The sequence below is a fragment of the Streptococcus sp. 3705 genome (assembly GCF_013277145.1).
In the GTDB taxonomy this organism is placed as follows: domain Bacteria; phylum Bacillota; class Bacilli; order Lactobacillales; family Streptococcaceae; genus Streptococcus.
The window spans coordinates 1-21,929 of the sequence record NZ_VMMJ01000003.1 but is presented as its reverse complement, the minus strand read 5'-3'; the positions used below and the strand labels follow the sequence as shown (position 1 = coordinate 21,929).

Sequence of the window (21,929 nt, the reverse complement as noted above, 5' to 3'; positions counted from 1 at the left end):
TTTGCTACTTTCTTTGATATTTATATACTTAATTTTCTTATTAATTGACTTTCACTAACTTCAAAATAAAAATAATGATCCCTGCCATCCTCGGCGTTCTCTTTATTCAACTTGAAGTAGTTTTTCTAATTCATTGCCATTGTTCTAAGGATGTCATCAACTAGAAAAGTTAATGGAACATCCATTGAAGAATACTTCTGGAAGTCTTCTTCAAATCGAATATAGTTGTCTGAAAAATAGTCCATCTGTAATTTATTCTCATAGAGTTCTTTTCTACTCATAGGTAACCTCTTCTAATAACTGTATGCTCAAGAAGTCTTCCACTTGAATCAATCGGTATCCTTCATAGGTCTTGATAGATACTTCTTTTGCTGAAATTTCTCTCACTTCACCAATCAAAGTTACTTTTTGAGTTTTTTGTTTGACTATAAAGCGACCCTTTAAATTCCCAACATAAACCTGAGAAAGTAACAATAATTTTTCTGTTCTGTTCAAGTCACTAGTTAGATCGACACGATATTTCTCTTCCCCTAGTGATGTGGTATGTTCAGATAAAAAGAAGCCCATCCACTTTTGCATACCTGAGTCTTGATATTCTCGGGCAGACTGATAGGGCAAATAGGAACGATCAATTATTTTAAACCATCTAGTCCACCAGCAGAATGACCTCCGATTAGTTTACTTCTAGCGATACTTCTTGATGCTGACTCAAGCGCATTGGCTTTTAAAAGTGAAGTGAACCCAAACTGATCTCGTATGCTGTCAATCGCTGATTGGAGCCTTTCTTCTTTTTCTATTTTTTCAACATCATCAAATAAAGAAACTAGTCCAAACAATTCATACACTAGACCCGAATAGTTGACGGCAACGTTCCTTACAGCACCTGAACTGTATTTCTGATGAAATAACTGTAAAACTACATTAGTTAGCGTGTCCGTATGATTAGTTGCTTCGTTCTTTTTTGTGTGTTGATTGATTTTTTATTTTCCTGTTTGGAATAGCCTACATGAATTGAGACAACAGTTGTTTTCTTACCTGATCGTCTAAGACGAATAGCGACCTGTTCTAACATTTTTCGAAGCAATTCAAAATCGTGTAGGACACACAAGAGGAAGTAGTGTTACAGATATCTATTTGCACGTTACACAAAAAACAAAAGAACTAATCATTCCTGTTTTAGATTCGTTAACTATATAAGTGTGGCAAATTTGTGGAAAAACAAAGAAAAAAGGTTTATCCAAATCAGATAAACCTTTTTATATCAAGCTTTTACAAGCTTCTTATGCTTTACCTTCTGAACCGAATACGTCGATACGTTCTTCAACTGATGCTTGGATAGCTTTTACACCGTCAGCCAAGAATTTACGTGGGTCGAAGAGTTTTTTCTTGTCGTATTCTGCTTCGTTTGCTTCGTAGTCACGAGCAAATTTACGAGTTGCGTTAGCGAATGCGATTTGGCATTCAGTGTTAACGTTAACTTTCGCAACACCAAGTTTGATAGCTGCTTGGATTTGCTCATCAGGAATACCTGAACCACCGTGCAATACGATTGGGAATCCTGGAAGAGCTTCTGTCAATTTTTGCAAGTGGTCAAGGTCAAGACCTTCCCAGTTTGCTGGGTAAGGACCGTGGATGTTACCGATACCAGCTGCCAAGAAGTCGATACCAGTTTCAACCATTGCTTTAGCATCTTCGATTGGAGCCAATTCACCTTTACCGATGATTCCGTCTTCTTCACCACCGATAGTACCAACTTCAGCTTCTACTGAGATACCTTTAGCGTGTGCTTTTTCAACAACGTCTTTAGCCAATTTAAGGTTTTCTTCAACTGGAAGGTGTGAACCGTCAAACATGATTGAAGTGTAACCAACTTCGATACACTCAAGTGCATCTTCGTAGTGACCGTGGTCAAGGTGGATAGCTACTGGTACAGTGATACCCATTGATTCAACAAGGTTAGCGATCAAGTTGCGAGCAACTTTGTAACCACCCATGTATTTAGCAGCACCCATTGAAGTTTGGATCAAAACTGGAGCTTTTTTAGCTTCTGCTGCGCGCAAGATAGCTTGAGTCCACTCAAGGTTGTTTGTGTTAAATCCACCAACTGCATAACCGTTGTCACGAGCTGCTTGGACAAATTTTTCTGCTGAAACGATTGCCATTTTATCAGGCCTCCTGTATATTTTTATGGGTCATCCCATTTACATTGTTCATTTTATCACTTTTTGACAAAAAAATCTAGTTTTTCCCGCAGTTTCGATTGAATTTCTTCTAGCTTCATCTATGTAAACCCTTTCTCTCCCTAGTCTTGGGCGACTTTTGGAAAAGCTATGAAGAAGGTTAAACGATTCTCCGCCATCTCGAAACGATAAGCTAATTTTTCATGTTCCAATAGACTCTTAACCACAAAGAGCCCCATCCCAGAACCCTTGGCCTTGCGACTAGCATTGTCAGAAAAAGACTGGGCTAGTTTTTCTTGTTCCTCTGAGCTACAGCTATTCTCGATAAAAAGTTCCCCTTCTCTCTCCCCGATGCGGACCAAGCCGCCTGGAACAGAGTGCTTGATAGCATTACTGATAAGGTTAGACAGAATCAATTTCATGACAGATGAGTTTAAATAGGCCTGCTGATGAGTCAAACTATTGTCTATCTGAAGCTCTCTTTCCTTGGCTAGCAAGGCATAATTCTTGACTAGACTTTGCGTCATCTGGAGGAGGTCAATTGTTTCCCTATCATCTCGCAATTCCTGCACAGACGAGAGAGAAAGTATCTGCAGAACATGGTGATTGAGTTCATCCACAATCCCCAAGGCAACTCCCAGATAGTGGTCTCTATCCTTATAACGCCCGATATTTTCTTTCATGTTTTCGATTAGGATTTTCAAACTAGCCAGCGGTGTTTTCAATTCATGAGAAGCTCCTCGTAGGAATTCGACCTTCATCTTTTCCAGCTGGAGAATGGCTTCATTCTTGTCATGCAAGTCCGCGATAACTGTCAAAAGATGTTGGTAGAGGCTATTGATTTGTTCCTTGAGATCACCAATCTCATCCTTAGAATCCACGCGCAATCGCACTTGAGTATCCAGTTCCATCATCCGACGGGTCACCCGCTTGATTTCCAAAATGGGGGCAACAATGGTCCGAGCATAGATGTAAGCCACCAAAAGTGAAATCAGAAAGGATGCCAGCAGGGTATAGGGAAGAAACTGGAGACTGATTTGCTCTGCTTCCTTTTGCAAATCCATGGAAGCAAGAAACTGGAGAGTCATGGTGCCACCGTCTTGCGTTTTCACCTCGCGCTCTTCGATAAAAAGAGAGGTTGTCTGACGATCTGTATCCAGAGGAAGATTGTCCTTGACTTCTAACTTGTCCTCGGTCATCTCTCCCTTGACCACCCCCTTAATCTCACTAGTCTGGGAATACAAGTCTAAGACTTGCTCGATACTCTGTCTATCCTTTCCTTCTAGTGACCGGGCAATAGCTGTCGCTTTCTGGCCAATGGTTTCCTGACGATGACTCAGATAAGTCGAAGGAAAAAGAAAATAAATAGCTAAATGAAGGCAAATAACCAGAACACTAAAAATCGAGAAGGTGTAGATAAATATCTTTGTAAATAAGCCTGTTCGTTTCATTTTCGCTCCAATTTATAACCAACATTGCGCACAGTGAGGATGCAGTCCAGGTCTAGCTTTTTCCGCAATTCCTTGATATAAACGTCAATGACACGGTCAAAGGGAACCTCATCTGTCACCTTCCAGACGGCATCGATTATCTGAGATCGAGTCAAGGCTCGTCCTTCATTTTTCACCAGATAGTCCAGAATTTCCAACTCTTTGGCATTGATGGGCACTTCTTGACCTGCTAGGCTAGCACTGTAGCTCTCAAAGTCTACCTTGGCATCCTTATAGGAGAAGATTCGTCCTGTATCATAGTAGCGCTTGAAAATCGCGTTCACTCTCACTTTTAAGAGGGAGAGGGAGAAGGGCTTTTCCAGATAGCCATCTGCCAGAGAGGCAAAGGCACTCATCTTGTATTCCTCATCCTGAAAGGCGGTCAGCATCAAGACAGGGACTTGGCTGGTTTTGCGTATCTCAGCTAGCACTTCTAGACCATTGAGCTTGGGCATCTGGATGTCCAGTAAAACCAAGGCTACCTCATAGCTAGAAAATTGCTCCAAGGCTTCCTGACCATCTGCCGCCTCAATGGTTTCATAGCCACAATCCGTCAAATAATCACTGACCCCCTCACGGATCATCTCTTCATCTTCTACAATTAAAATTTTCATACTTTAACTGCTCTCTATTTTTTATTTTTCTTAGAATAAATACCTACTCTATTTCTATTATAGTCTCTTGCTGGCCTTTTGTCTTTAAGTAACTGACTACTAGATAAAACAAAGAGAGCCTATCGCTCTCTCTGCTCACATTTCACTCCCCGTGAAATGAACGTTATTTAGTTGCTTTTGAAAATGTTACAACGTAGTTATAATCTTTCCCATTAGCTTGATAGACATAGTCCTCTTTGAAAGTGTAGCCACGTTTTCTCAACTCTTCTTTCTTAGCTTCAACTTGGTTCTGAACTGCTACTTTCACCTGTTGTTCATTTGTTGAACCTTCCACGATTTCAAGAGAAGTTCCATCGATATATCCTAGGAAACCTGCAATATCTTTCATTTTATCAAAGTTATAAAATACATTTACTTTGACCTTTTGAGGAGCTGGCTGTTCTAGACTTCTACGATTTCTGCTAGCGCGTGGTTGAACTGCTGGAGCATTTCTAAAGCCTGTAGTTCCTGTAGCTTGCTTAGTGAAAGTGACTACGTAGTCATAATGAGTTGCATCTTGATGAGTATACTCAACGAATATATCTTCCGAAAATTGATATCCTCTTTTAGCTAATTCTGATTTTTTGGCATCTATTTTTTCTTTAATCAGTGATTTGACTTTTTCCCCAGAAGCATCTTTTGGAATCTCAATATCATTTTTTTCACCAGGGTCACCGAAGAATCCTGGAATATCTTTCATACCATCAAAATTATAATAAATAGAGACTGTGTTTTGAGGTTCCTCAATACTTCTACGACGACGAGTTACTCGAGGTTGGTAAGTTCCTGCACTTCGGAAGCCTGAGTCACCAGTTGTAGAACTGTCCGACGTTGCCGCAGGTTGTGCTTGTGGTGAGTCTTCAGATGAGGACGGCTGAGAAGATGGATTGCTAGAAGTTAGTGCGCTGTTTGCTACTGTACTATTTTCATCTATAGTTGTTCCACCAGCATGACTTTCGATAGGTTTAGTATAATCTGCTGCTCCTTCTATAGTCGCTCCTGGAGTTTGAATACTTTGACTCAAAGTCTCATATTCATCAACTAACTGAGTTTGTTTTTCAAAATCTTTCTCCTCTTCTAATTTTTTATAGTAGAGATTTGTTAGTTCATTTAATCTATCTCGAGCCTCTTGTTTTTGAGTATCGTCTAGATCACTAGTAGAAATAGCTTCCTCAGCTAGTTTTTTATGATCATCAATCGCAGCTTTATTACTATTTTTGGTATCTTCCTCTAAAGACTTCTCTGAATCTTGATGTTCTACAGCTGGTTCATCGTCTTGAGAGTTTTCTTCATTAGAAGTTGAATCGTTTGAGTTGCCATCAGTTGTAGCGTCTGTTGATGAATTATTTGAAGTATTTCCCGTTGTATCAGTTGGTCCTTCTGTAGCTGTTGATCCAGTTGATGGACTTGAGTCGGCTGAATTACTTGTTTCAGCTGATGAATCCGTGTCTGTAGCAGGTTGTTCTTCTGTAACTGGGGTTTCTTCTGCTACTGGTTTTTCTGATTTACTCTCGTTAGTATCCTCACTTGTAGAGTCTGCTGCTGGCGCTGTTGTTGCTGGTTCTGTAATTTCAGATGTTCCTGGTTCTTCAGCTTCTTTTGGTGCTACCTCTGGGTCTGTTGCTTTTGCTTCAGTTGATCCTGTTGAAGCTTCTCCTGTTGCTCCTGCTTCTTCTGAACCTGTTCCTTCAGGTGTTGATTCTACACTATCTTTCGGTTCAGTTGATTCCCCTGCTGTTCCTGAAGCTTCTCCTGTTGTTTCCCCTGCTTCTGCTGTTGCACCTGGTGTAGTTCCTTCTGTTTTATTTTCTTTTGGAGCTGGGGTTTCTTCTGCTGTTGCTCCTGCTTCTTCAGTTTCTTTTGGAGCTGGCGCTGAGTCCACTGTTCCGTCAGGTGTTGATTCTGCTGAAGTTCCTGAAGCTTCTGTTGATTCTGTTGCAGCTTCTGCGTTTGATTCAGCTGGTTTAGCTACCTCTGGCTCGGTTGCTTTTGATTCAGTTGATTCTGCTGGAGTTTCTGCTTTTGGTTCAGCTGGTGTTACCATCTCTGGCTCTGTTCCTTCAGCTTCCTTTGCTACTTCTGCTGTTGAAGCTGGGGTTTCTGGTTTTGATGGTGCTGGGGTTTCTTCTGCTGGTTGATCTTGTTCTCCTGAAGTGCCTTCCTCTACCACTGGCGCTGGTTCTGTTGGTTCAGCTGACGCCTCTGGTTCTTCAACTTTCGGCGCTTCTACTTTTCCTTCAGTTGCATCTTCTTTAGGTGTTGTTTCTGCTGAAGTTCCTGAAGCTTCTGCTTTTGGTTCAGATGGTTTCGCTACCTCTGACTCTGTTATTTCTGGTTCCGTTGCTTCTGTTGCACCCGGTTGTTCTTCTTTATTTTCCGGAGTTGTCGATGCTTCTGTTTTTGGTTCAGATGATTCTGTTGGCTCTTCCGCTTTCGGTGCTGGAGTCATTGGCTCATCTGATTTTGGTTCCGAAGTCGCTGGTTCTTCTACTTTTGGTGCTGGAGTTGTCGCTGCTTCTTCTGCTTTTGGTGCTACTGGAGCTTCTGTTTCTTCTTTAACTTCTGGGCTTGTCTCTGCTGGTGCTTCTGAAGCAGGTTCTTCACCTAATTCTTCCGATCTTTCCACTACTGGTGCTGATACAGGCTGATAGACTGGGCTATAGTTCATAGTCATTTTTTCAACTTTCTCAGTGACATCTGTTAATTCAAAGGTAACAGCTTTTGTTTCTTGGTCTTTCTTGAGCAAGACTTCATAAGTACGAACTTCGCCACTTGCACCGCTTTCTTTGATGACAATCTTGTGTTTTGTGACTGTATCTGAAACCGTTTCAGCTTCAGTAAAGTACAATTCATTGTGCGGTAAGAATAAATTCTTTCCTGAAGCTTGATTCATTTCTTGGAGTACATCTACAGGGATATTGCTTGCTTCGCTGATAACACTTAATGTATCTCCCCACTTAATGACATACTTAAATAAATCACCTTCTTTTTGAAGGTCAGCTTTCACTTCCTCAACTGTTCTGGCTACCCAGACACCATCTTGTTCACTGGCTGATACAGTTGGAGCTAAAAAGCCCAGACCCAGTAGAATCACACCTGTCGCAACAATTGCACCAGTTCTCAATTTTCTAAAACCACGGAGGGACAAGCTTCCTCTAACATTTGTTTGTCTCATAATGTTTATTTTTCCTCACTATTCTATATTTTCCAAGGTAGACCCTGCCTAGGTCTACTAGCCTATGTTTGCGATATGGATAGGCTTCTACAGATTTATCTATCTATTTTCAAGATAAGATTTCTATAGATTTTTATGCACAATTCCATATATAAGTTGCGAAACTCCTTTCTAATAAATTCCATAACCTTAGTATATCATATTTAAGTACTAAAGTACAAAGAAAGCAACTGAAAGCAATGATTTTCACCATTGCTTTCTACTTCATTTATCATTTTAGAACTTTCAGTTGCTAGCCACATTTTTCAGTCTAGCATCAGTATTATTCACCATCCAGCAGAAGTTCTTTTGGTTGTTTTCTGAGGAGATTGCTTGATGCAAGCGCCATAACGAGAACCACTAGAACCAAAGCAAGGACAAAGACGATGATAAAGTCTGATGTCTGAATGGAAATATCTAGGCTTGACAAAGTCTTGTTAAAGCCATCTACTTCTGCACCACCACCAAGGTTAGAGGCTTGAGCCGCCTTGCTAGCCTGTTTGGCAACACCTGAAGTCACATTGGCAAGGACAGTGTTTCCAATTGCACGGGCAGTGTAATTAGCTAAGAAGTAAGCAGAAACAAGAGCAGGAATGGCAATCAAGATGGATTCGGTGATGAATTGCCCCAAGATACTTGCCTGCTTGAGACCGATAGAGAGGAGAATTCCCACCTCCTTGCGACGGGCATTGATCCAAAGGCTGAGCAAGAGGGCAAGGAGAAGGACTGAGAAGCTCAAGCTACCCCAGAAGAGGAGGTTGGCCATCTTGTACATACCAGAGATGGATTGCTCAAGAGCTGGGTAGTTAGAGGAGCTCTTCACCAGTGTGTAGCTCTTCCAGTTGATGCCACTGATGCCACTCAACTCTTTCATAACATCATCCAAGTTCTTGTCCGCTGTTACAAAGAAGGTAGCGTCCCCGTAAATAGCTGTGTCTTCTGTGTATCCATAAAGTTTTGCAGCCGTGTGAATGTCTGTGATAGCTGTATTTTCATAGAGTTCTTGTGAGTAGGTTACTGCCGACTTATTGTGACCATCAAAGAGTCCCTTGATTGTCACTTCAACTGTTTCCTTGGCACCTTTTTCATTGTCTGCATCATAGACATTAGAGTCCAACTTGACCTTATCCCCTACTTTCCAGCCGTATTTGGCTGCCAAGTCCTTGTGCAAGAGGATCTTGTCCTTGTCGTCGTTTGTTAGGTGCTCACCTTCAACCAGTTTATAAGAACCAGAAACAAACTTGTCTTCTTTAGAGGAGTCATTGACACCAGTGATCATCAAGCTGCTTCCAAAATGTTTGGCACGGTCAGGTGTTAGATTTTTCTTGGTATCTGGCGTTTCGATGAGTTCATAGCCAGTCAAATCTCCGATAGCGTTGATGCGTTTAACATAAGACTCAATAGCCTTATTTTCGGTGATTTTTTTGATGTCTTCACCCTTGATATTCCCAGCACCACGTGGCGTTCCTTGATTGACGCGACGATTGATTTGCATGGAGAAGCTGTTGGTGATATTTTTAAAAGTCTCCTGAGAAGCCTTGGCAGTAGCTCCCTTGATCGACAAGCCGACCAAACTCAAGCTCGCCATGAGGAGAATAATCAGGAAGATGACAATCGATTTGAAAAACTTCCTTGTAACATAGGCAAATGCGTTGTGTAACATAGTTTCCCTTTCTAGATGTTGTTCTATTTTATAGTCTATAACATATATAAAATAATTTTTTACTATTTCCCTTAGATTGTGCGGACGGGAGCAACTTCCTGTAGGAATTTCATCCCTAATTTTTGAGCCCTTCGACCTTTAATTTCTATGCTCAGGCTAAAATAGTTCCCCAAACTATTTTACTCTCAAAAATTCCGACCTTGATAATAACTTTGTTATTATCTAGGCTATCACTACTGTGGGAAATAGTTGTTAATGACTCACTTCGTTTATTATTACTATACACGTATCTGGTTACCAACTAATACTATTTTAAAGTTTAATAACTAGATTCTATATTTCAGTCAGTTTCTTATCCTTCAATTCAAGTGTAATATCTGACGCTTGTGCCACTTCTTTACTGTGGGTGACGACGATGACACATTTACCTGTTTTCTGGGCAAGTGATTTGAGCAGTTCAACAATATCGCCAGCAGTTTTAGGGTCCAAATTTCCTGTTGGCTCATCTGCAAGAATAACTGGAGCTTCCGAGACCAAACTACGAGCAATGGCAACACGTTGCTGTTGACCACCTGATAACTGGAGAACATTCCGCTTGATCTGACTTTCATCCAAACCAAGCTCAAGCAGTGTATCCTTGCTTGCCTTTTTATTGACCAAGCGGATATTTTCCAGTGGAGAAAGATAATCTATCAAGTTATAATTTTGAAAGACCAGGGAAATATGGTGCATGCGATGGTAAGAATACCCCTTCTTACGAATGTCCTCTCCTTGGAAAAGAATCGAACCTTCAACAGGACTATCTAAACCAGCAAGTAGGGACAAGAGTGTGGATTTTCCTGCTCCTGACTCACCAATAATACTGTAAAATTTCCCGGGTTCAAAATGATAATTGATCTGATATAGAACTGCTTCAGCAGTGTTCTTATAACGGTAGGTAAGATCTTGTAATTGTAATAAAGTCATGATTTCTCCTTCTTAACTAATAGATGATAAAATTTCTTTAGGCGATTTTCTAAATAAGAATAGGAAACAAAGGGCTACAGATAAGCAACTAAGCAGAACTAGAAAAACATAGGATTCTGCAAAAGATAAGATGCTGGTTGATAAACTGCTTGCTTTGGCTAGTGTATCTTGTAAGCTTGCCTGATCTCCACTGGCTAGGACAGTTTGGAGAAGATAGGATGTAATGGCATTTCCAGCGATAAAGGATGGAAGCAAAGCACCGATAGATACCAAAACCACCTCTAAACAGAATTGTAGGAAAATCGAGCTCTTGCCTTTTCCAAGTGCCAGAAGGATTCCCACTTCGTAGACCCTTTCTCTCAACCAAAGAGACAAGACCAAAATTAAGGCTCCAGCTCCAGCTATCAACATCCCATAAAGGAAGATGGTCAGGAAGGTTTGGAAGGTTGCAACTGAGTCTTTGATTTGTTCAAAAGCCTTGTTTTCCTTCTCGACTTGGTAGCCTTGACTTTCCAAGGCTAAGTTTTCCACCTGCTTCATAAGTCCATCCATTTCCTTAGGATTTTCTACATAGAAGCGAGCTGCACTGACTAGAGATTCACCATTACCCAAAAGGCTTTGGCTACTTTCATAGTCTGTAAAGACCTGGTTTTCACTGAAGTCAGAAGACAAGCCTGTGAATTTCTCCTGTTTTTTACCAGAAAAGATGCCAACGATTTCATACTCAACTGTGTGTCCTTTTCCAGCTTCTGACTGTCCAGCATCTAAACGAATCTTATCATGAAGCGAAAGACTATTCTTCTTAGCCAGCTCTTCGTGGATGATGATTTTCTTTGAATCCCCTTTTTGAAGATGTCGCCCTTCTTTTAAGTTGAAAGCCGAGCTGGTGAAGGTCACATCCTTGGATGAATCCTCAAGAGCCGTTAAGCTAACCAAGTTCTTGTCCGCAGCTGACAAATCATCACGTTCAACGCTTTGCTCACCACTCACCGCTTCCTTGTCTTTTAATTTTCCGATCGTCTCGAGTTCAGGAGAGACATTTTCCAGTCCCTTAATCTTGTTCACAGCCGCTAACTCTGACAACTTGAAAGTCTGCCCATTTTCTATCTTCTTAATAGAAAAAGATGTGTTGAGTGATTTGTAAAGATTGGTTTCAACTGTTTTGTTGGACTTCATCAAAGTCAAACAGGCTGAAATTCCGGCCAATAGGACCAATAAAATCAGAAATAAAATAAAACTTCTCAGTCGCTTTCTGCTGACATAAGCCCAAGCTCTTTGGATTGGATTCATTTGTCACCTCCATATTTGTAAGACTATTATAAAACCCAAATATGAAATGTTTATGAAATACGAAAAAAGAGCAAAAATTTTTTTGCTCTACTTTAACTAGATGAAAAAAAGAGCTAGCCTCAGCTAACTCTTATCCTATGCGGAGAGAGGGACTTGAACCCTCACGACCTAAAGCGGTCACAGGATCCTTAGTCCTGCGCGTCTGCCAATTCCGCCATCCCCGCGTTGATTACTTTACTAGTATATCAACTTTTGGGATCCTTGTCAATACTTTTTTTCAAAAATTTTTCATTTCATCAACTAAATTACTCTGAAAGTTCATTTAGATTTTCATCTACTAACTTAGCTCCGAGTGTATTTTTGAAATGAGCTAGAGCAAATTGATGATTTTCAGGCCAGATAGAAGCAACAGCTGGTTGAACAATCTCGATGTCATATCCTAGATTATAGGCATCTATAGCTGTATGCAGAACACAGATATCCGTCAAGACACCTGTTAAGATAACTGTAGAAATTCGACGCTCTCTCAAGCGGATATCCAGGTCAGTCCCTGAAAAAGCTGAGTAATGGCGTTTATCCATCCAAAAGACACGACTGTCTGAACCATGCTCTTGATAAAATGTACCCAAATCTCCGTATAAATTGCGTCCACTAGTCCCAATCAAATTGTGAGGAGGAAATAGCTTGCTTTCTGGATGGAAACAATCGTTTTCTTCATGAGCATCGATAGTAAAGAAGATGTAATCTCCGCGTTCAAAAGCTAACCGAGTCACCTTACTAATGGCTTCCGAAATAGCTTGAGCTGGAGCACCTGCTGTCAATTTACCACTGTCGGCAACAAAATCTTCTGTATAATCAATCGAAATCAAAGCTTTAGTCATTAGTAATCTCTTTTCTTCACTTCTTCAAAAATATCTGAAATCAAGACCTTAAGGTAAGTTCCCTTCATTCCAAGTGAGCGACTTTCAATAATTCCCGCAGACTCAAGTTTACGAAGAGCATTGACAATCACAGAACGGGTAATTCCGATACGGTCTGCAATTACAGACGCAGTTAACTGCCCTTCATTTCCGTTTAATTCTCCTAAAATGGCTGAAACAGCACGGAGTTCGGAGTAAGAAAGGGTATTAACCGCCATGGTCACAGCAGTACGGCGACGGATATTTTTCTCATCTTCTTCACGTTGGAAATTAAGGAGTTGAATTCCAACAACGGTACTGGCAATCTCAACAAGAATCAAGTCCTCGTCATCAAATTCTTTGTCATTACGCCAAATAATCAAAGAACCAAGGCGAATCCCCGATACATGAATCGGTGCAATAGTCGTCAAACCATCTGGAAAGTCCGAACGACTTTCCACAGGAAAAATACTTAAATCATGATCAACTGTCAGATTGGCTTCTGTATCGTAAATCATATTCGCACCTTGAATGTAGTCATCCGGGAAAATCTTAGTTTGGAAGAACTGCTCTACGCGATCTGTATTTGTTTTATAACGCATAAAATAGCCAAGGAGACGCCCCTTGCTGTTAACAATACAAGCATTACAATCAATAATGTCTGCCAATTGACGGGTAATCGCATTGTATGGAAGTTCTTCCTGCAACTGCTCCTCTGAGCGCTTCAGGATAGAAGTAATTTTTCTTGTTTTTTCTAATAAATGTGCCATTTTTCACCTCGAATTTAATCGCTATCATTATAACATAAACAGATTGAATTTTCAATTATTATCTGAAAATTGCTTATTTAATTGCAATTTAGACTAGCTGAAATATTTTAGAAAATTATGTTTTCTTATTGACAACCTAATTTATATTTGATATCATATCATCATAAGAAGGTGGATTGATAATACCTTTCCATTTCACCTATCCTTTGCTATCACCATCTTCTTTCACCCTTGGTCTCCTTATATAAAAAAGCGATTCATTTTGAACCGCTTTTTCTTATTTATCGCCCTTGTTACGAATAACAAAGCCTGTTTGCTTTTCACTTGAAGTATTGCGTGGTTTTTTATTATCCTTACGGTAACGTTTTTCCTTATCAAAACGATCGTTGCTACGACTGCCTTTTTTGAAATCATCACGGCGACCACCACGACGGTTATCTCCTCGGCGATTATCACGACGGTCATCTCCACGACGACCTCCCTTAGCTTTACCACCAAAACCATTACCTGATGGTTTAAATGGCAGTGGTTTTTCACGCGCAATCTCCACTTCAGGAAGGCTATCCGGATCTTGAACAGTCAGACTCAAAATATACATTGCCAATTCTTCTGGAGTAAATTCGGCAGCTAGCTTACGAGCATCCTTACCAAATTTCTCAAAGTTGGCACGGATAGTCTCATCTGCAAAATCACGTTCGATTTTCTTGAGAGCTACTTGTTTTTTAGCTTGGAAGGCTTCTTCTGCACTTGCAGGTTTGAGACCTTTCATGCGTTTCTTAGTCAAGTTTTCAATGATTTGGAGGTAGCCCATTTCATTTGGTGATACGAAAGTAATCGACTGACCTGACTTACCGGCACGACCTGTACGACCGATACGGTGAACATAACTTTCAGGATCTTGTGGAATATCGTAGTTATAGACATGAGTCACACCTGAAATATCCAACCCACGCGCTGCCACGTCTGTCGCAACCAAAACATCAAGATTACCATTTTTAAAGTCACGAAGGACACGCAGACGTTTGTTTTGGTCTAGGTCACCATGAATTCCTTCGGCACGGAAACCACGGATTTTAAGACCACGAGTCAATTCATCCACACGGCGCTTGGTACGACCAAATACGATAGCAAGCTCAGGTTGTTCCACATCCATGAGACGTGTCATGGTATCAAATTTTTCTTGCTCTTTGACTCGGATATAGTACTGGTCAACCAATTCAGTTGTCAATTCCTTGGCAGCAATCTTCACATGTTCAGGTTCTTTCATAAACTGAACACCGATACGTTTGATAGCATCTGGCATAGTTGCTGAGAAAAGAAGAGTTTGACGGTTTTCAGGAACACGAGAAATGATGGCTTCAATGTCTTCAAGGAAGCCCATGTTGAGCATTTCATCCGCTTCGTCAAGGATAAGAGTTTCAATATCTTGTAATTTCAAGGCCTTACGTTTAATCAAGTCCAAGAGGCGACCTGGAGTTCCCACCACGATATGGGCACCAGATTTAAGAGCCTTAATTTGCTTTTCAATGCTTGATCCGCCATATACTGAACGGACTTTGACTCCCTTACTACGACCAAAGCGGAAGAGTTCTTCTTGACTTTGGACAGCAAGTTCACGTGTTGGAGCGATGACCAAGGCTTGGATGGTCGCTTCTTCTGTACGGATTTTTTCAAGGGTAGGCAAGCCAAAGGCTGCAGTTTTTCCTGTACCAGTCTGAGCTTGACCGATAACGTCCTTACCTTCAAGAGCCAATGGAATGGTTTGTTCTTGGATCGGACTGGCTTCTACAAAACCAGCTTTTTCAATCTCTGCTAGCAAATCAGCAGACAAGTTTAATTCATTAAATTTCACGTTATTCTTCTTTCTAAAGGTGGTGCGAAGCCACCCTATAGGGCTTAGTCTATACTTTTCTTTTTATGACGTATTTTCATATACTGGATACAAAATCGTGTTGCTTCTTTTCCACAAAAGAAAAGTACTGTTTTCTTTGCAACCTATCTAGTATAACACAAGAGAGAAGTAAAAGATAGCCCAATTTCTACAGAAAATCATGTAAACGGTTTTTGGCTTTCCTTTTTGATGGAACGACCTAGATAATAAGACAAAGCCAAGGCGATACTATATAAAATGATAAAAACGAACAAGGTTTGTGTGTAAGAATGAGCCATTTTATAAGTTTCTGCTAATAAAATAGGTCCTGCTAAACCAGCCATTGCCCAAGCTGTTAAAATATAACCATGCAGAGCAGCTAATTCCTTGGTTCCAAAAATATCACTGAGATAAGCTGGAATCAAGGAAAAACCAGCTCCATAGCAAGTCATCAAAATAGACATAGCGACTACAAATAAAACGGAATCTGTAAAGAGCCAAAGTGAGAGAGAAAAGAAAAGATTGACAAGCAGTAATATACTAAAGGTTAGAGGGCGACCGATATAGTCAGACAAACTCGCCCAGAGCAAGCGACCAAATCCATTGAAAATCCCTAAAACGCCCACCATTACTGCTGCATGACTTGTAGACAAGCCAGCCATCTCCTGTGCCATTGGCGATGCCGCTGAAATTAAGCCTAAACCACAAGCTATGTTGATAAAGAAAATAATCCAAAGTATATAAAACCGATTGCTTTTTAGAGCCTGATTTGCAGCCATTCCTTGCGTCAAAGAGGCTGTTTTTTCTTTCCCTGAAGCAGATAAAATTGCAAGCTCTTGCTCATTTGGACGCTTAATGAATTGTGAAGCTAGGAGCATGATAATAAAGTAACTTGCACCTAAAATATAAAAAGTTTCTACAAGCCCTACCCCTGCGATGAGATGTTGCGCTATAGGACTAGTCAATAAAGAAGCAAAACCAAACCCCATAATCGCTAAACCTGTTGCGAGACCACGTTTATCAGGAAACCATTTTATAATCGTTGACACAGGGGTAATGTAGCCTGCTCCCAAACCAAGCCCACCTAAAATGCCGTAAGCCAGATACAACAACCACAGCTCCTGACGGTCTATTGCAAATCCTGTTAAGATATTTCCACCTGCGTATAGAAAAGCAGATAGACTCCCCATGACTCTCGGACCAAATTTTTCTACCAAACGCCCCATAAATGCAGCCGATAAGCCTAAACAAAAGATTGCTAGACTAAAGGCAAAGGCAACAGAAGCCTGATCCCATCCCGTTTTTTCAATAATAGGGTTACGATAAACACTCCAAGCATAAGTCGAACCCAGCATTAAGTGTAAAATGACCCCAGCAAAGGCAATAATATAACGATTCGATTTCATAAAACCTCCTATTTTCGAACATTTATTCTATCTTATATAAAAATAGATAGGATTTTAGTTTATCAAGCTTGTCAAAAAATTACTAGTTTTTTGTCTGGAAAGCGTTTTTATCTTTTTCTGTCTTTTTCGTAGCAGAATTGTGCAAAAGTTTTTTTCTTGTGCTAGAATGAAATTCGAATAGGAGGAACTCTAAATGTTAACTTATGATTTAATCGTTATTGGATTTGGTAAGGCTGGTAAAACACTAGCTGGTAAATTGGCTTCAGCTGGCAAAAAAGTTGCCCTCGTTGAACGTAGCAAAGCTATGTACGGTGGAACTTGTATCAACATCGGTTGTATCCCAACTAAAACCTTGCTAGTTGCTGCTGAGAAGGGCTTGTCTTTTGAAGAAGTCATTGCTACCAAAAATACTATCACTGGTCGCCTCAACGGTAAAAACTATGCGACTGTTGCTGGTACAGGCGTGGATATCTTTGATGCGGAAGCTCACTTCCTTTCAAATAAAGTCATCGAAATCCAAGCTGGTGATGAAAAGAAAGAACTGACTGCTGAAACAATCGTCATCAACACTGGTGCTGTTTCAAACGTCTTGCCAATCCCTGGACTTGCTACAAGCAAAAACGTCTTTGACTCAACAGGGATCCAAAACTTGGACAAGTTGCCTGAAAAACTTGGAGTCCTTGGTGGCGGAAATATCGGTCTTGAATTTGCTGGCCTTTACAACAAACTTGGAAGCAAGGTCACAGTCCTAGATGCCTTGGATACTTTCCTACCTCGTGCAGAACCTTCCATCGCAGCTCTTGCTAAACAATATATGGAAGAAGACGGTATTGAATTGCTTCAAAATATCCATACTACTGAAATCAAAAACGACGGTGACCAAGTCCTTGTCGTGACTGAAAACGAAACTTACCGTTTCGATGCCCTTCTCTACGCAACTGGACGCAAACCAAATGTAGAACCACTTCAACTTGAAAATACAGATATTGAACTAACTGAACGTGGCGCTATTAAAGTAGACAAACACTGTCAAACAAACGTTCCTGGTGTCTTTGCAGTTGGAGATGTCAACGGTGGACTTCAATTTACTTACATTTCACTTGATGACTTCCGTGTTGTTTACAGCTACCTTGCTGGAGATGGCAGCTACACTCTTGAAGACCGTCTCAATGTACCAAACACCATGTTTATCACACCTGCGCTTTCACAAGTTGGTTTGACTGAAAGCCAAGCAGCTGATTTGAAACTTCCATACGCCGTTAAGGAAATCCCTGTTGCAGCCATGCCTCGTGGGCACGTAAATGGAGACCTTCGTGGAGCTTTCAAAGCTGTGGTTAATACTGAAACAAAAGAAATTCTTGGAGCAAGCATCTTCTCAGAAGGATCTCAAGAAATCATCAACATCATCACTGTTGCTATGGACAACAAAATTCCTTACACTTACTTCACAAAACAAATCTTCACTCACCCAACCTTGGCTGAGAACTTGAATGACCTATTTGCGATTTAAGTTAAAATTCAATCGTATTGAACAGCCCTCTGAGGGCTGTTTTCATTTCTACGAAATCTCATACTCTTCGAAAATCAAATTCAAACCACGTCAGCTTCACCTTGCCGTATATATGTTACTGACTTCGTCAGTTCTATCTACAACCTCAAAGCAGTGCTTTGAGCAACCTGCGGCTAGCTTCCTAGTTTGCTCTTTGATTTTCATTGAGTATCAAATCTGTCTTTTCCCTCTTTTATGATATAATAGAAACATGAAATTAAAAACTACTTTTGGCCTTCTTGCTGGGCGTTCTTCCCACTTCGTTTTAAGTCGTCTTGGCCGTGGAAGTACGCTTCCAGGAAAAGTCGCCCTTCAATTTGATAAAGATCTTTTACAAAACCTAGCTAAGAACTACGAGATTGTCGTGGTCACTGGAACTAACGGGAAAACCTTGACAACTGCCCTCACTGTCGGCATTTTAAAAGAGGTTTATGGTCAAGTTCTGACCAACCCAAGCGGTGCCAATATGATTACAGGGATTGCAACAACTTTCCTGACTGCCAAATCGTCTAAAACTGGAAAAAATATTGCCGTCTTAGAAATTGATGAAGCCAGCCTATCTCGTATCTGTGACTACATCCAGCCAAGTCTCTTCGTCATCACTAATATCTTCCGTGACCAGATGGACCGCTATGGTGAGATTTACACAACTTACAAGATGATTTTGGATGCTATTCGTAAGGTACCTACTGCCACTGTTCTCCTTAATGGAGACAGTCCACTTTTCTACAAGCCAGCTATTCCAAATCCTGTAGAGTATTTTGGTTTTGACTTGGAGAAAGGGCCAGCCCAACTGGCTCACTATAATACAGAAGGAATTCTCTGTCCTGACTGTCAAAGTATCCTCAAATATGAGCACAATACCTATGCAAACTTGGGTGCCTATATCTGTGAAGGTTGTGGATGTAAACGTCCTGATCTAGACTATCGCTTGACAGAACTGGTTGAGTTGACCAACAATCGTTCTCGCTTTGTCATCGACGGCCAGGAATACGGCATCCAAATCGGCGGGCTCTACAACATCTACAATGCCCTTGCTGCGGTTGCTATCGCCCGTTTCCTTGGGGCAGATTCGCAACTCATCAAGCAAGGATTTGACAAGAGCCGTGCTGTCTTTGGACGCCAAGAAACCTTCCATATCGGTGACAAAGAATGTACCCTTGTCTTGATTAAAAATCCAGTCGGTGCTACCCAAGCTATCGAGATGATTAAACTAGCGCCTTATCCATTTAGCCTATCCGTCCTCCTTAACGCTGACTATGCAGACGGTATTGATACCAGCTGGATCTGGGATGCTGATTTTGAACAAATCACTGAGATGGATATTCCAGAAATTAACGCTGGCGGTGTTCGTCATTCTGAAATCGCACGTCGCCTCCGAGTGACAGGCTATCCAGCTGATAAAATCACTGAAACAAGTAGTCTGGAACAAGTTCTTAAGACCATTGAAAACCAAGACTGCAAGCATGCTTATATTCTGGCAACTTATACTGCTATGCTTGAATTCCGCGAACTGCTGGCTAGTCGTCAGATTGTTAGAAAGGAGATGAACTAATGGTTTATACTTCACTTTCCTCAAAAGATGGCAATTACCCCTATCAGCTCAACATTGCCCACCTCTACGGAAACCTCATGAATACCTATGGGGACAATGGAAACATCCTCATGCTCAAGTATGTTGCTGAAAAACTGGGAGCCTATGTGAAAGTTGACATCGTTTCACTTCATGATAATTTTGATGAAAACCACTACGACATTACCTTTTTCGGTGGCGGTCAAGACTTTGAACAAAGTATTATTGCAGACGACCTACCTGCTAAAAAAGAGAGCATTGACAACTACATCCAAAACGACGGTGTGGTTCTCGCTATCTGCGGTGGTTTCCAACTATTGGGGCAATATTATGTTGAAGCTTCAGGGAGACGCATCGAAGGACTAGGGGTCATGGGCCACTACACCCTCAACCAGACCAATAACCGTTTTATCGGTGACATCAAGATTCACAATGAAGATTTCGATGAAACCTACTATGGTTTTGAAAATCATCAGGGCCGTACCTTCCTCTCAGATGACCAAAAACCGCTGGGACAGGTTGTCTATGGCAATGGAAATAACGAAGAAAAAATCGGTGAAGGCGTTCATTATAAAAATGTCTTTGGTTCCTACTTCCACGGGCCTATCCTCTCTCGTAATGCCAATCTAGCTTATCGCCTAGTCACTACTGCCCTCAAGAAGAAATATGGTCAGGACATCCAACTCCCTGCCTATGAAGATATTCTCAGCCAAGAAATCGCTGAAGAATACAGTGATGTCAAAAGCAAGGCTGACTTTTCTTAAACAAATGGGAATTATATAAAAGAACTCCACATCTTGTCGGAGTTCTTTTTGTCTTTTCTTTTACCCTTCTCCCTTGCATTTTCTCACTTTTTTTGCCAAAATAGAGGGGTAGAAAGAAGGTAGCATATGTCTAAATTACAACAAATCGTAACATATCTTGAATCAGAAAAACTAGACGTCGCTGTCGTATCTGACCCCGTCACAATCAATTACCTCACTGGCTTTTACAGTGACCCCCATGAACGTCAAATGTTCCTTTTTGTCCTAGCGGATCAAGAACCCCTCCTCTTTGTCCCAGCCCTTGAAGTTGAGCGTGCTACTAGCACTGTTTCCTTCCCAGTTGTGGGCTATGTGGATTCTGAAAATCCATGGCAAAAAATGAAACATGCTCTTCCACAACTTGACTTCAAACGTGTCGCTGTTGAGTTTGACAATCTCATCTTAACAAAATATCATGGTTTAAAAACCGTTTTTGAAACTGCTGAGTTTGAAAACCTCACTCCTCGTATCCAACGCATGCGCCTCATCAAATCAGCTGACGAAGTGCAAAAAATGATGGTTGCAGGTCTCTATGCGGACAAGGCTGTAAAAGTTGGCTTTGACAATATTTCTCTTGATAAAACTGAGACAGATATCATCGCTCAAATCGACTTTGCTATGAAGCGTGAAGGTTATGAAATGAGTTTTGATACCATGGTCTTAACTGGCAATAACGCTGCAAATCCGCACGGCATTCCAGCAGCTAATAAGGTCGAAAATAACGCCCTTCTCCTCTTTGACCTAGGTGTCCTCGTCAACGGCTATGCGTCAGATATGACTCGTACAGTCGCAGTCGGCAAACCTGACCAATTCAAGAAAGACATTTATAACTTGACTCTTGAAGCTCAACAAGCTGCTCTTGACTTTATCAAGCCGGGAGTGACTGCCCATGAAGTGGACCGCGCTGCCCGTGAGGTCATAGAAAAAGCTGGTTACGGCGAGTACTTCAACCACCGTCTTGGTCACGGTATCGGTATGGATGTCCACGAATTCCCATCTATCATGGAAGGAAACGACATGGTCATCGAAGAAGGCATGTGCTTCTCTGTTGAACCAGGTATCTATATCCCTGGTAAAGTCGGTGTTCGTATTGAAGACTGCGGTGTTGTTACCAAGGATGGCTTCGACCTCTTTACAAGCACCAGCAAAGACTTGCTTTATTTTGATTAAAATTCTTCAAAAATCTTCCCACAATCATAACCACCCGTCAAACGGGTGGTTTGTCCCAGGGCTATAAGCCCAAATTACCAGCCAGCGCCTAAAGACGCTGGCTTTCACTTTGTTCAAGCCTCATTGCTCTTGACTCGTCACTTGCCTCTTAAAGAGGCTTTAGTATTACTTACCACTATCCCTAAAGGGATCCTCATATTCTTTTACACTCAATTTATCTAGTGCTATATCATGCTTTTCCTGTTCTTGGATATATTTCTTAATTGTGGCTTCATTAAGCCCTACTGTACTTACATAATAACCTTCCGCCCAGAAATGCCGATTCCCAAACTTGTACTTGAGATTGGCGTGTTTGTCAAACATCATGAGTGCACTTTTTCCTTTTAAATAACCCATGAAACTCGAAACACTTATCCTTGGTGGAATACTTACT

Annotated in this window: 17 protein-coding genes, 1 tRNA gene and 2 pseudogenes; 4 read left to right on the top strand and 16 right to left on the bottom strand. The window is 41.1% G+C overall.

Features of this window, described 5'->3' with window-relative positions:
* Nucleotides 1-20: 20 nt before the first annotated feature.
* From HT714_RS01175 to HT714_RS01105, 15 genes and pseudogenes are all read right to left on the bottom strand, one after another.
* Nucleotides 21-281 (bottom strand): annotated as a pseudogene (locus tag HT714_RS01175) (DUF5960 family protein).
* Nucleotides 274-636 carry a hypothetical protein gene (locus tag HT714_RS01170; RefSeq protein WP_173227250.1) on the bottom strand — a complete coding sequence of 121 codons (363 nt, stop codon included), beginning with the start codon at nucleotides 634-636 and terminating at the stop codon, nucleotides 274-276. Before HT714_RS01170 ends, HT714_RS01175 begins: the two are co-directional and overlap by 8 nt.
* Nucleotides 633-1,093: pseudogene (locus HT714_RS01165) on the bottom strand (DNA polymerase); the annotation flags it as partial. The pseudogene HT714_RS01165 and the gene HT714_RS01170, both read right to left, overlap by 4 nt.
* A 187-nt stretch (nucleotides 1,094-1,280) precedes the next feature.
* Nucleotides 1,281-2,162, bottom strand: coding sequence for a class II fructose-bisphosphate aldolase (locus HT714_RS01160; RefSeq protein WP_001018997.1), 882 nt, complete (start codon nucleotides 2,160-2,162; stop codon nucleotides 1,281-1,283).
* A gap of 140 nt (nucleotides 2,163-2,302) precedes the next feature.
* Nucleotides 2,303-3,631: a sensor histidine kinase VncS gene (gene vncS, locus HT714_RS01155; RefSeq protein ID WP_173227232.1), complete on the bottom strand. Its 1,329-nt coding sequence runs from the start codon at nucleotides 3,629-3,631 to the stop codon at nucleotides 2,303-2,305.
* Nucleotides 3,628-4,284, bottom strand: coding sequence for a response regulator transcription factor VncR (gene vncR / locus HT714_RS01150; RefSeq protein ID WP_173227234.1), 657 nt, complete (start codon nucleotides 4,282-4,284; stop codon nucleotides 3,628-3,630). Before vncR ends, vncS begins: the two co-directional genes overlap by 4 nt.
* 163 nt (nucleotides 4,285-4,447) lie before the next feature.
* The gene (locus HT714_RS01145; RefSeq protein ID WP_173251351.1) at nucleotides 4,448-7,498 is read right to left on the bottom strand and encodes a hypothetical protein; all 3,051 of its coding nucleotides are present in this window, start codon (nucleotides 7,496-7,498) and stop codon (nucleotides 4,448-4,450) included.
* Nucleotides 7,499-7,820: 322 nt separating this feature from the next.
* Nucleotides 7,821-9,200, bottom strand: coding sequence for an ABC transporter permease subunit Vex3 (gene vex3 / locus HT714_RS01140; RefSeq protein ID WP_173227238.1), 1,380 nt, complete (start codon nucleotides 9,198-9,200; stop codon nucleotides 7,821-7,823).
* 333 nt (nucleotides 9,201-9,533) lie between these two features.
* Nucleotides 9,534-10,166, bottom strand: coding sequence for an ABC transporter ATP-binding subunit Vex2 (gene vex2, locus HT714_RS01135; RefSeq protein ID WP_047499406.1), 633 nt, complete (start codon nucleotides 10,164-10,166; stop codon nucleotides 9,534-9,536).
* Between the two features lie 12 nt (nucleotides 10,167-10,178).
* Complete coding sequence (locus tag HT714_RS01130; RefSeq protein WP_173227240.1) at nucleotides 10,179-11,456, bottom strand: ABC transporter permease; 1,278 nt, start codon at nucleotides 11,454-11,456, stop codon at nucleotides 10,179-10,181.
* 138 nt (nucleotides 11,457-11,594) lie between these two features.
* Nucleotides 11,595-11,680, bottom strand: a tRNA-Leu gene (locus HT714_RS01125).
* A gap of 81 nt (nucleotides 11,681-11,761) precedes the next feature.
* A complete protein-coding gene (locus HT714_RS01120) occupies nucleotides 11,762-12,337 on the bottom strand; it encodes an isochorismatase family cysteine hydrolase (protein WP_173227242.1) in 576 nt (191 codons plus the stop codon).
* A complete protein-coding gene (gene codY, locus HT714_RS01115; RefSeq protein ID WP_173227244.1) occupies nucleotides 12,337-13,125 on the bottom strand; it encodes a GTP-sensing pleiotropic transcriptional regulator CodY in 789 nt (262 codons plus the stop codon). The genes HT714_RS01120 and codY overlap by 1 nt, the downstream gene beginning before the upstream one ends.
* 277 nt (nucleotides 13,126-13,402) lie before the next feature.
* Entirely contained in the window at nucleotides 13,403-14,977 is a 1,575-nt protein-coding gene (locus HT714_RS01110) for a DEAD/DEAH box helicase (protein ID WP_173227246.1), read from the bottom strand.
* A 197-nt stretch (nucleotides 14,978-15,174) separates the two neighbouring features.
* Nucleotides 15,175-16,401 (bottom strand): OFA family MFS transporter, encoded by a 1,227-nt coding sequence (locus HT714_RS01105; RefSeq protein WP_173227248.1) that lies wholly within the window; start codon nucleotides 16,399-16,401, stop codon nucleotides 15,175-15,177.
* 193 nt (nucleotides 16,402-16,594) lie between these two features.
* Here HT714_RS01105 and HT714_RS01100 point away from each other — a divergent pair, with 193 nt between their 5' ends.
* The 4 genes from HT714_RS01100 to HT714_RS01085 all read left to right on the top strand — a co-directional run bounded on the left by HT714_RS01100 (nucleotide 16,595) and on the right by HT714_RS01085 (nucleotide 21,496).
* Nucleotides 16,595-17,911 carry an FAD-containing oxidoreductase gene (locus tag HT714_RS01100; RefSeq protein ID WP_000958960.1) on the top strand — a complete coding sequence of 439 codons (1,317 nt, stop codon included), beginning with the start codon at nucleotides 16,595-16,597 and terminating at the stop codon, nucleotides 17,909-17,911.
* A gap of 250 nt (nucleotides 17,912-18,161) precedes the next feature.
* Entirely contained in the window at nucleotides 18,162-19,505 is a 1,344-nt protein-coding gene (gene murT / locus HT714_RS01095) for a lipid II isoglutaminyl synthase subunit MurT (RefSeq protein ID WP_173251349.1), read from the top strand.
* Nucleotides 19,505-20,287 (top strand): lipid II isoglutaminyl synthase subunit GatD, encoded by a 783-nt coding sequence (gene gatD, locus HT714_RS01090; protein WP_173227296.1) that lies wholly within the window; start codon nucleotides 19,505-19,507, stop codon nucleotides 20,285-20,287. Before murT ends, gatD begins: the two co-directional genes overlap by 1 nt.
* Nucleotides 20,288-20,413: 126 nt before the next feature.
* The gene (locus HT714_RS01085; protein WP_173227298.1) at nucleotides 20,414-21,496 is read left to right on the top strand and encodes a Xaa-Pro peptidase family protein; all 1,083 of its coding nucleotides are present in this window, start codon (nucleotides 20,414-20,416) and stop codon (nucleotides 21,494-21,496) included.
* A 165-nt stretch (nucleotides 21,497-21,661) separates the two neighbouring features.
* Here the strand turns inward: HT714_RS01085 and tnpA are convergent.
* Nucleotides 21,662-21,929: IS200/IS605 family transposase (gene tnpA / locus HT714_RS01080; protein ID WP_164403459.1), on the bottom strand; the 268-nt coding region annotated here is incomplete at its 5' end.

Excerpts from the sequence above, each read along its gene's own strand:
- HT714_RS01105 (WP_173227248.1), bottom strand. The coding sequence starts at position 16,401 with ATGAAATCGAATCGTTATATTATTGCCTTTGCTGGGGTCATTTTACAC.
- HT714_RS01120 (WP_173227242.1), bottom strand. The coding sequence starts at position 12,337 with ATGACTAAAGCTTTGATTTCGATTGATTATACAGAAGATTTTGTTGCC.
- vex3 (WP_173227238.1), bottom strand. The coding sequence starts at position 9,200 with ATGTTACACAACGCATTTGCCTATGTTACAAGGAAGTTTTTCAAATCG.
- gatD (WP_173227296.1), top strand. The coding sequence starts at position 19,505 with ATGGTTTATACTTCACTTTCCTCAAAAGATGGCAATTACCCCTATCAG.
- vncR (WP_173227234.1), bottom strand. The coding sequence starts at position 4,284 with ATGAAAATTTTAATTGTAGAAGATGAAGAGATGATCCGTGAGGGGGTC.
- HT714_RS01130 (WP_173227240.1), bottom strand. The coding sequence starts at position 11,456 with ATGAATCCAATCCAAAGAGCTTGGGCTTATGTCAGCAGAAAGCGACTG.
- vex2 (WP_047499406.1), bottom strand. The coding sequence starts at position 10,166 with ATGACTTTATTACAATTACAAGATCTTACCTACCGTTATAAGAACACT.
- HT714_RS01145 (WP_173251351.1), bottom strand. The coding sequence starts at position 7,498 with ATGAGACAAACAAATGTTAGAGGAAGCTTGTCCCTCCGTGGTTTTAGA.
- HT714_RS01085 (WP_173227298.1), top strand. The coding sequence starts at position 20,414 with ATGTCTAAATTACAACAAATCGTAACATATCTTGAATCAGAAAAACTA.
- HT714_RS01160 (WP_001018997.1), bottom strand. The coding sequence starts at position 2,162 with ATGGCAATCGTTTCAGCAGAAAAATTTGTCCAAGCAGCTCGTGACAAC.
- HT714_RS01100 (WP_000958960.1), top strand. The coding sequence starts at position 16,595 with ATGTTAACTTATGATTTAATCGTTATTGGATTTGGTAAGGCTGGTAAA.
- murT (WP_173251349.1), top strand. The coding sequence starts at position 18,162 with ATGAAATTAAAAACTACTTTTGGCCTTCTTGCTGGGCGTTCTTCCCAC.
- codY (WP_173227244.1), bottom strand. The coding sequence starts at position 13,125 with ATGGCACATTTATTAGAAAAAACAAGAAAAATTACTTCTATCCTGAAG.
- vncS (WP_173227232.1), bottom strand. The coding sequence starts at position 3,631 with ATGAAACGAACAGGCTTATTTACAAAGATATTTATCTACACCTTCTCG.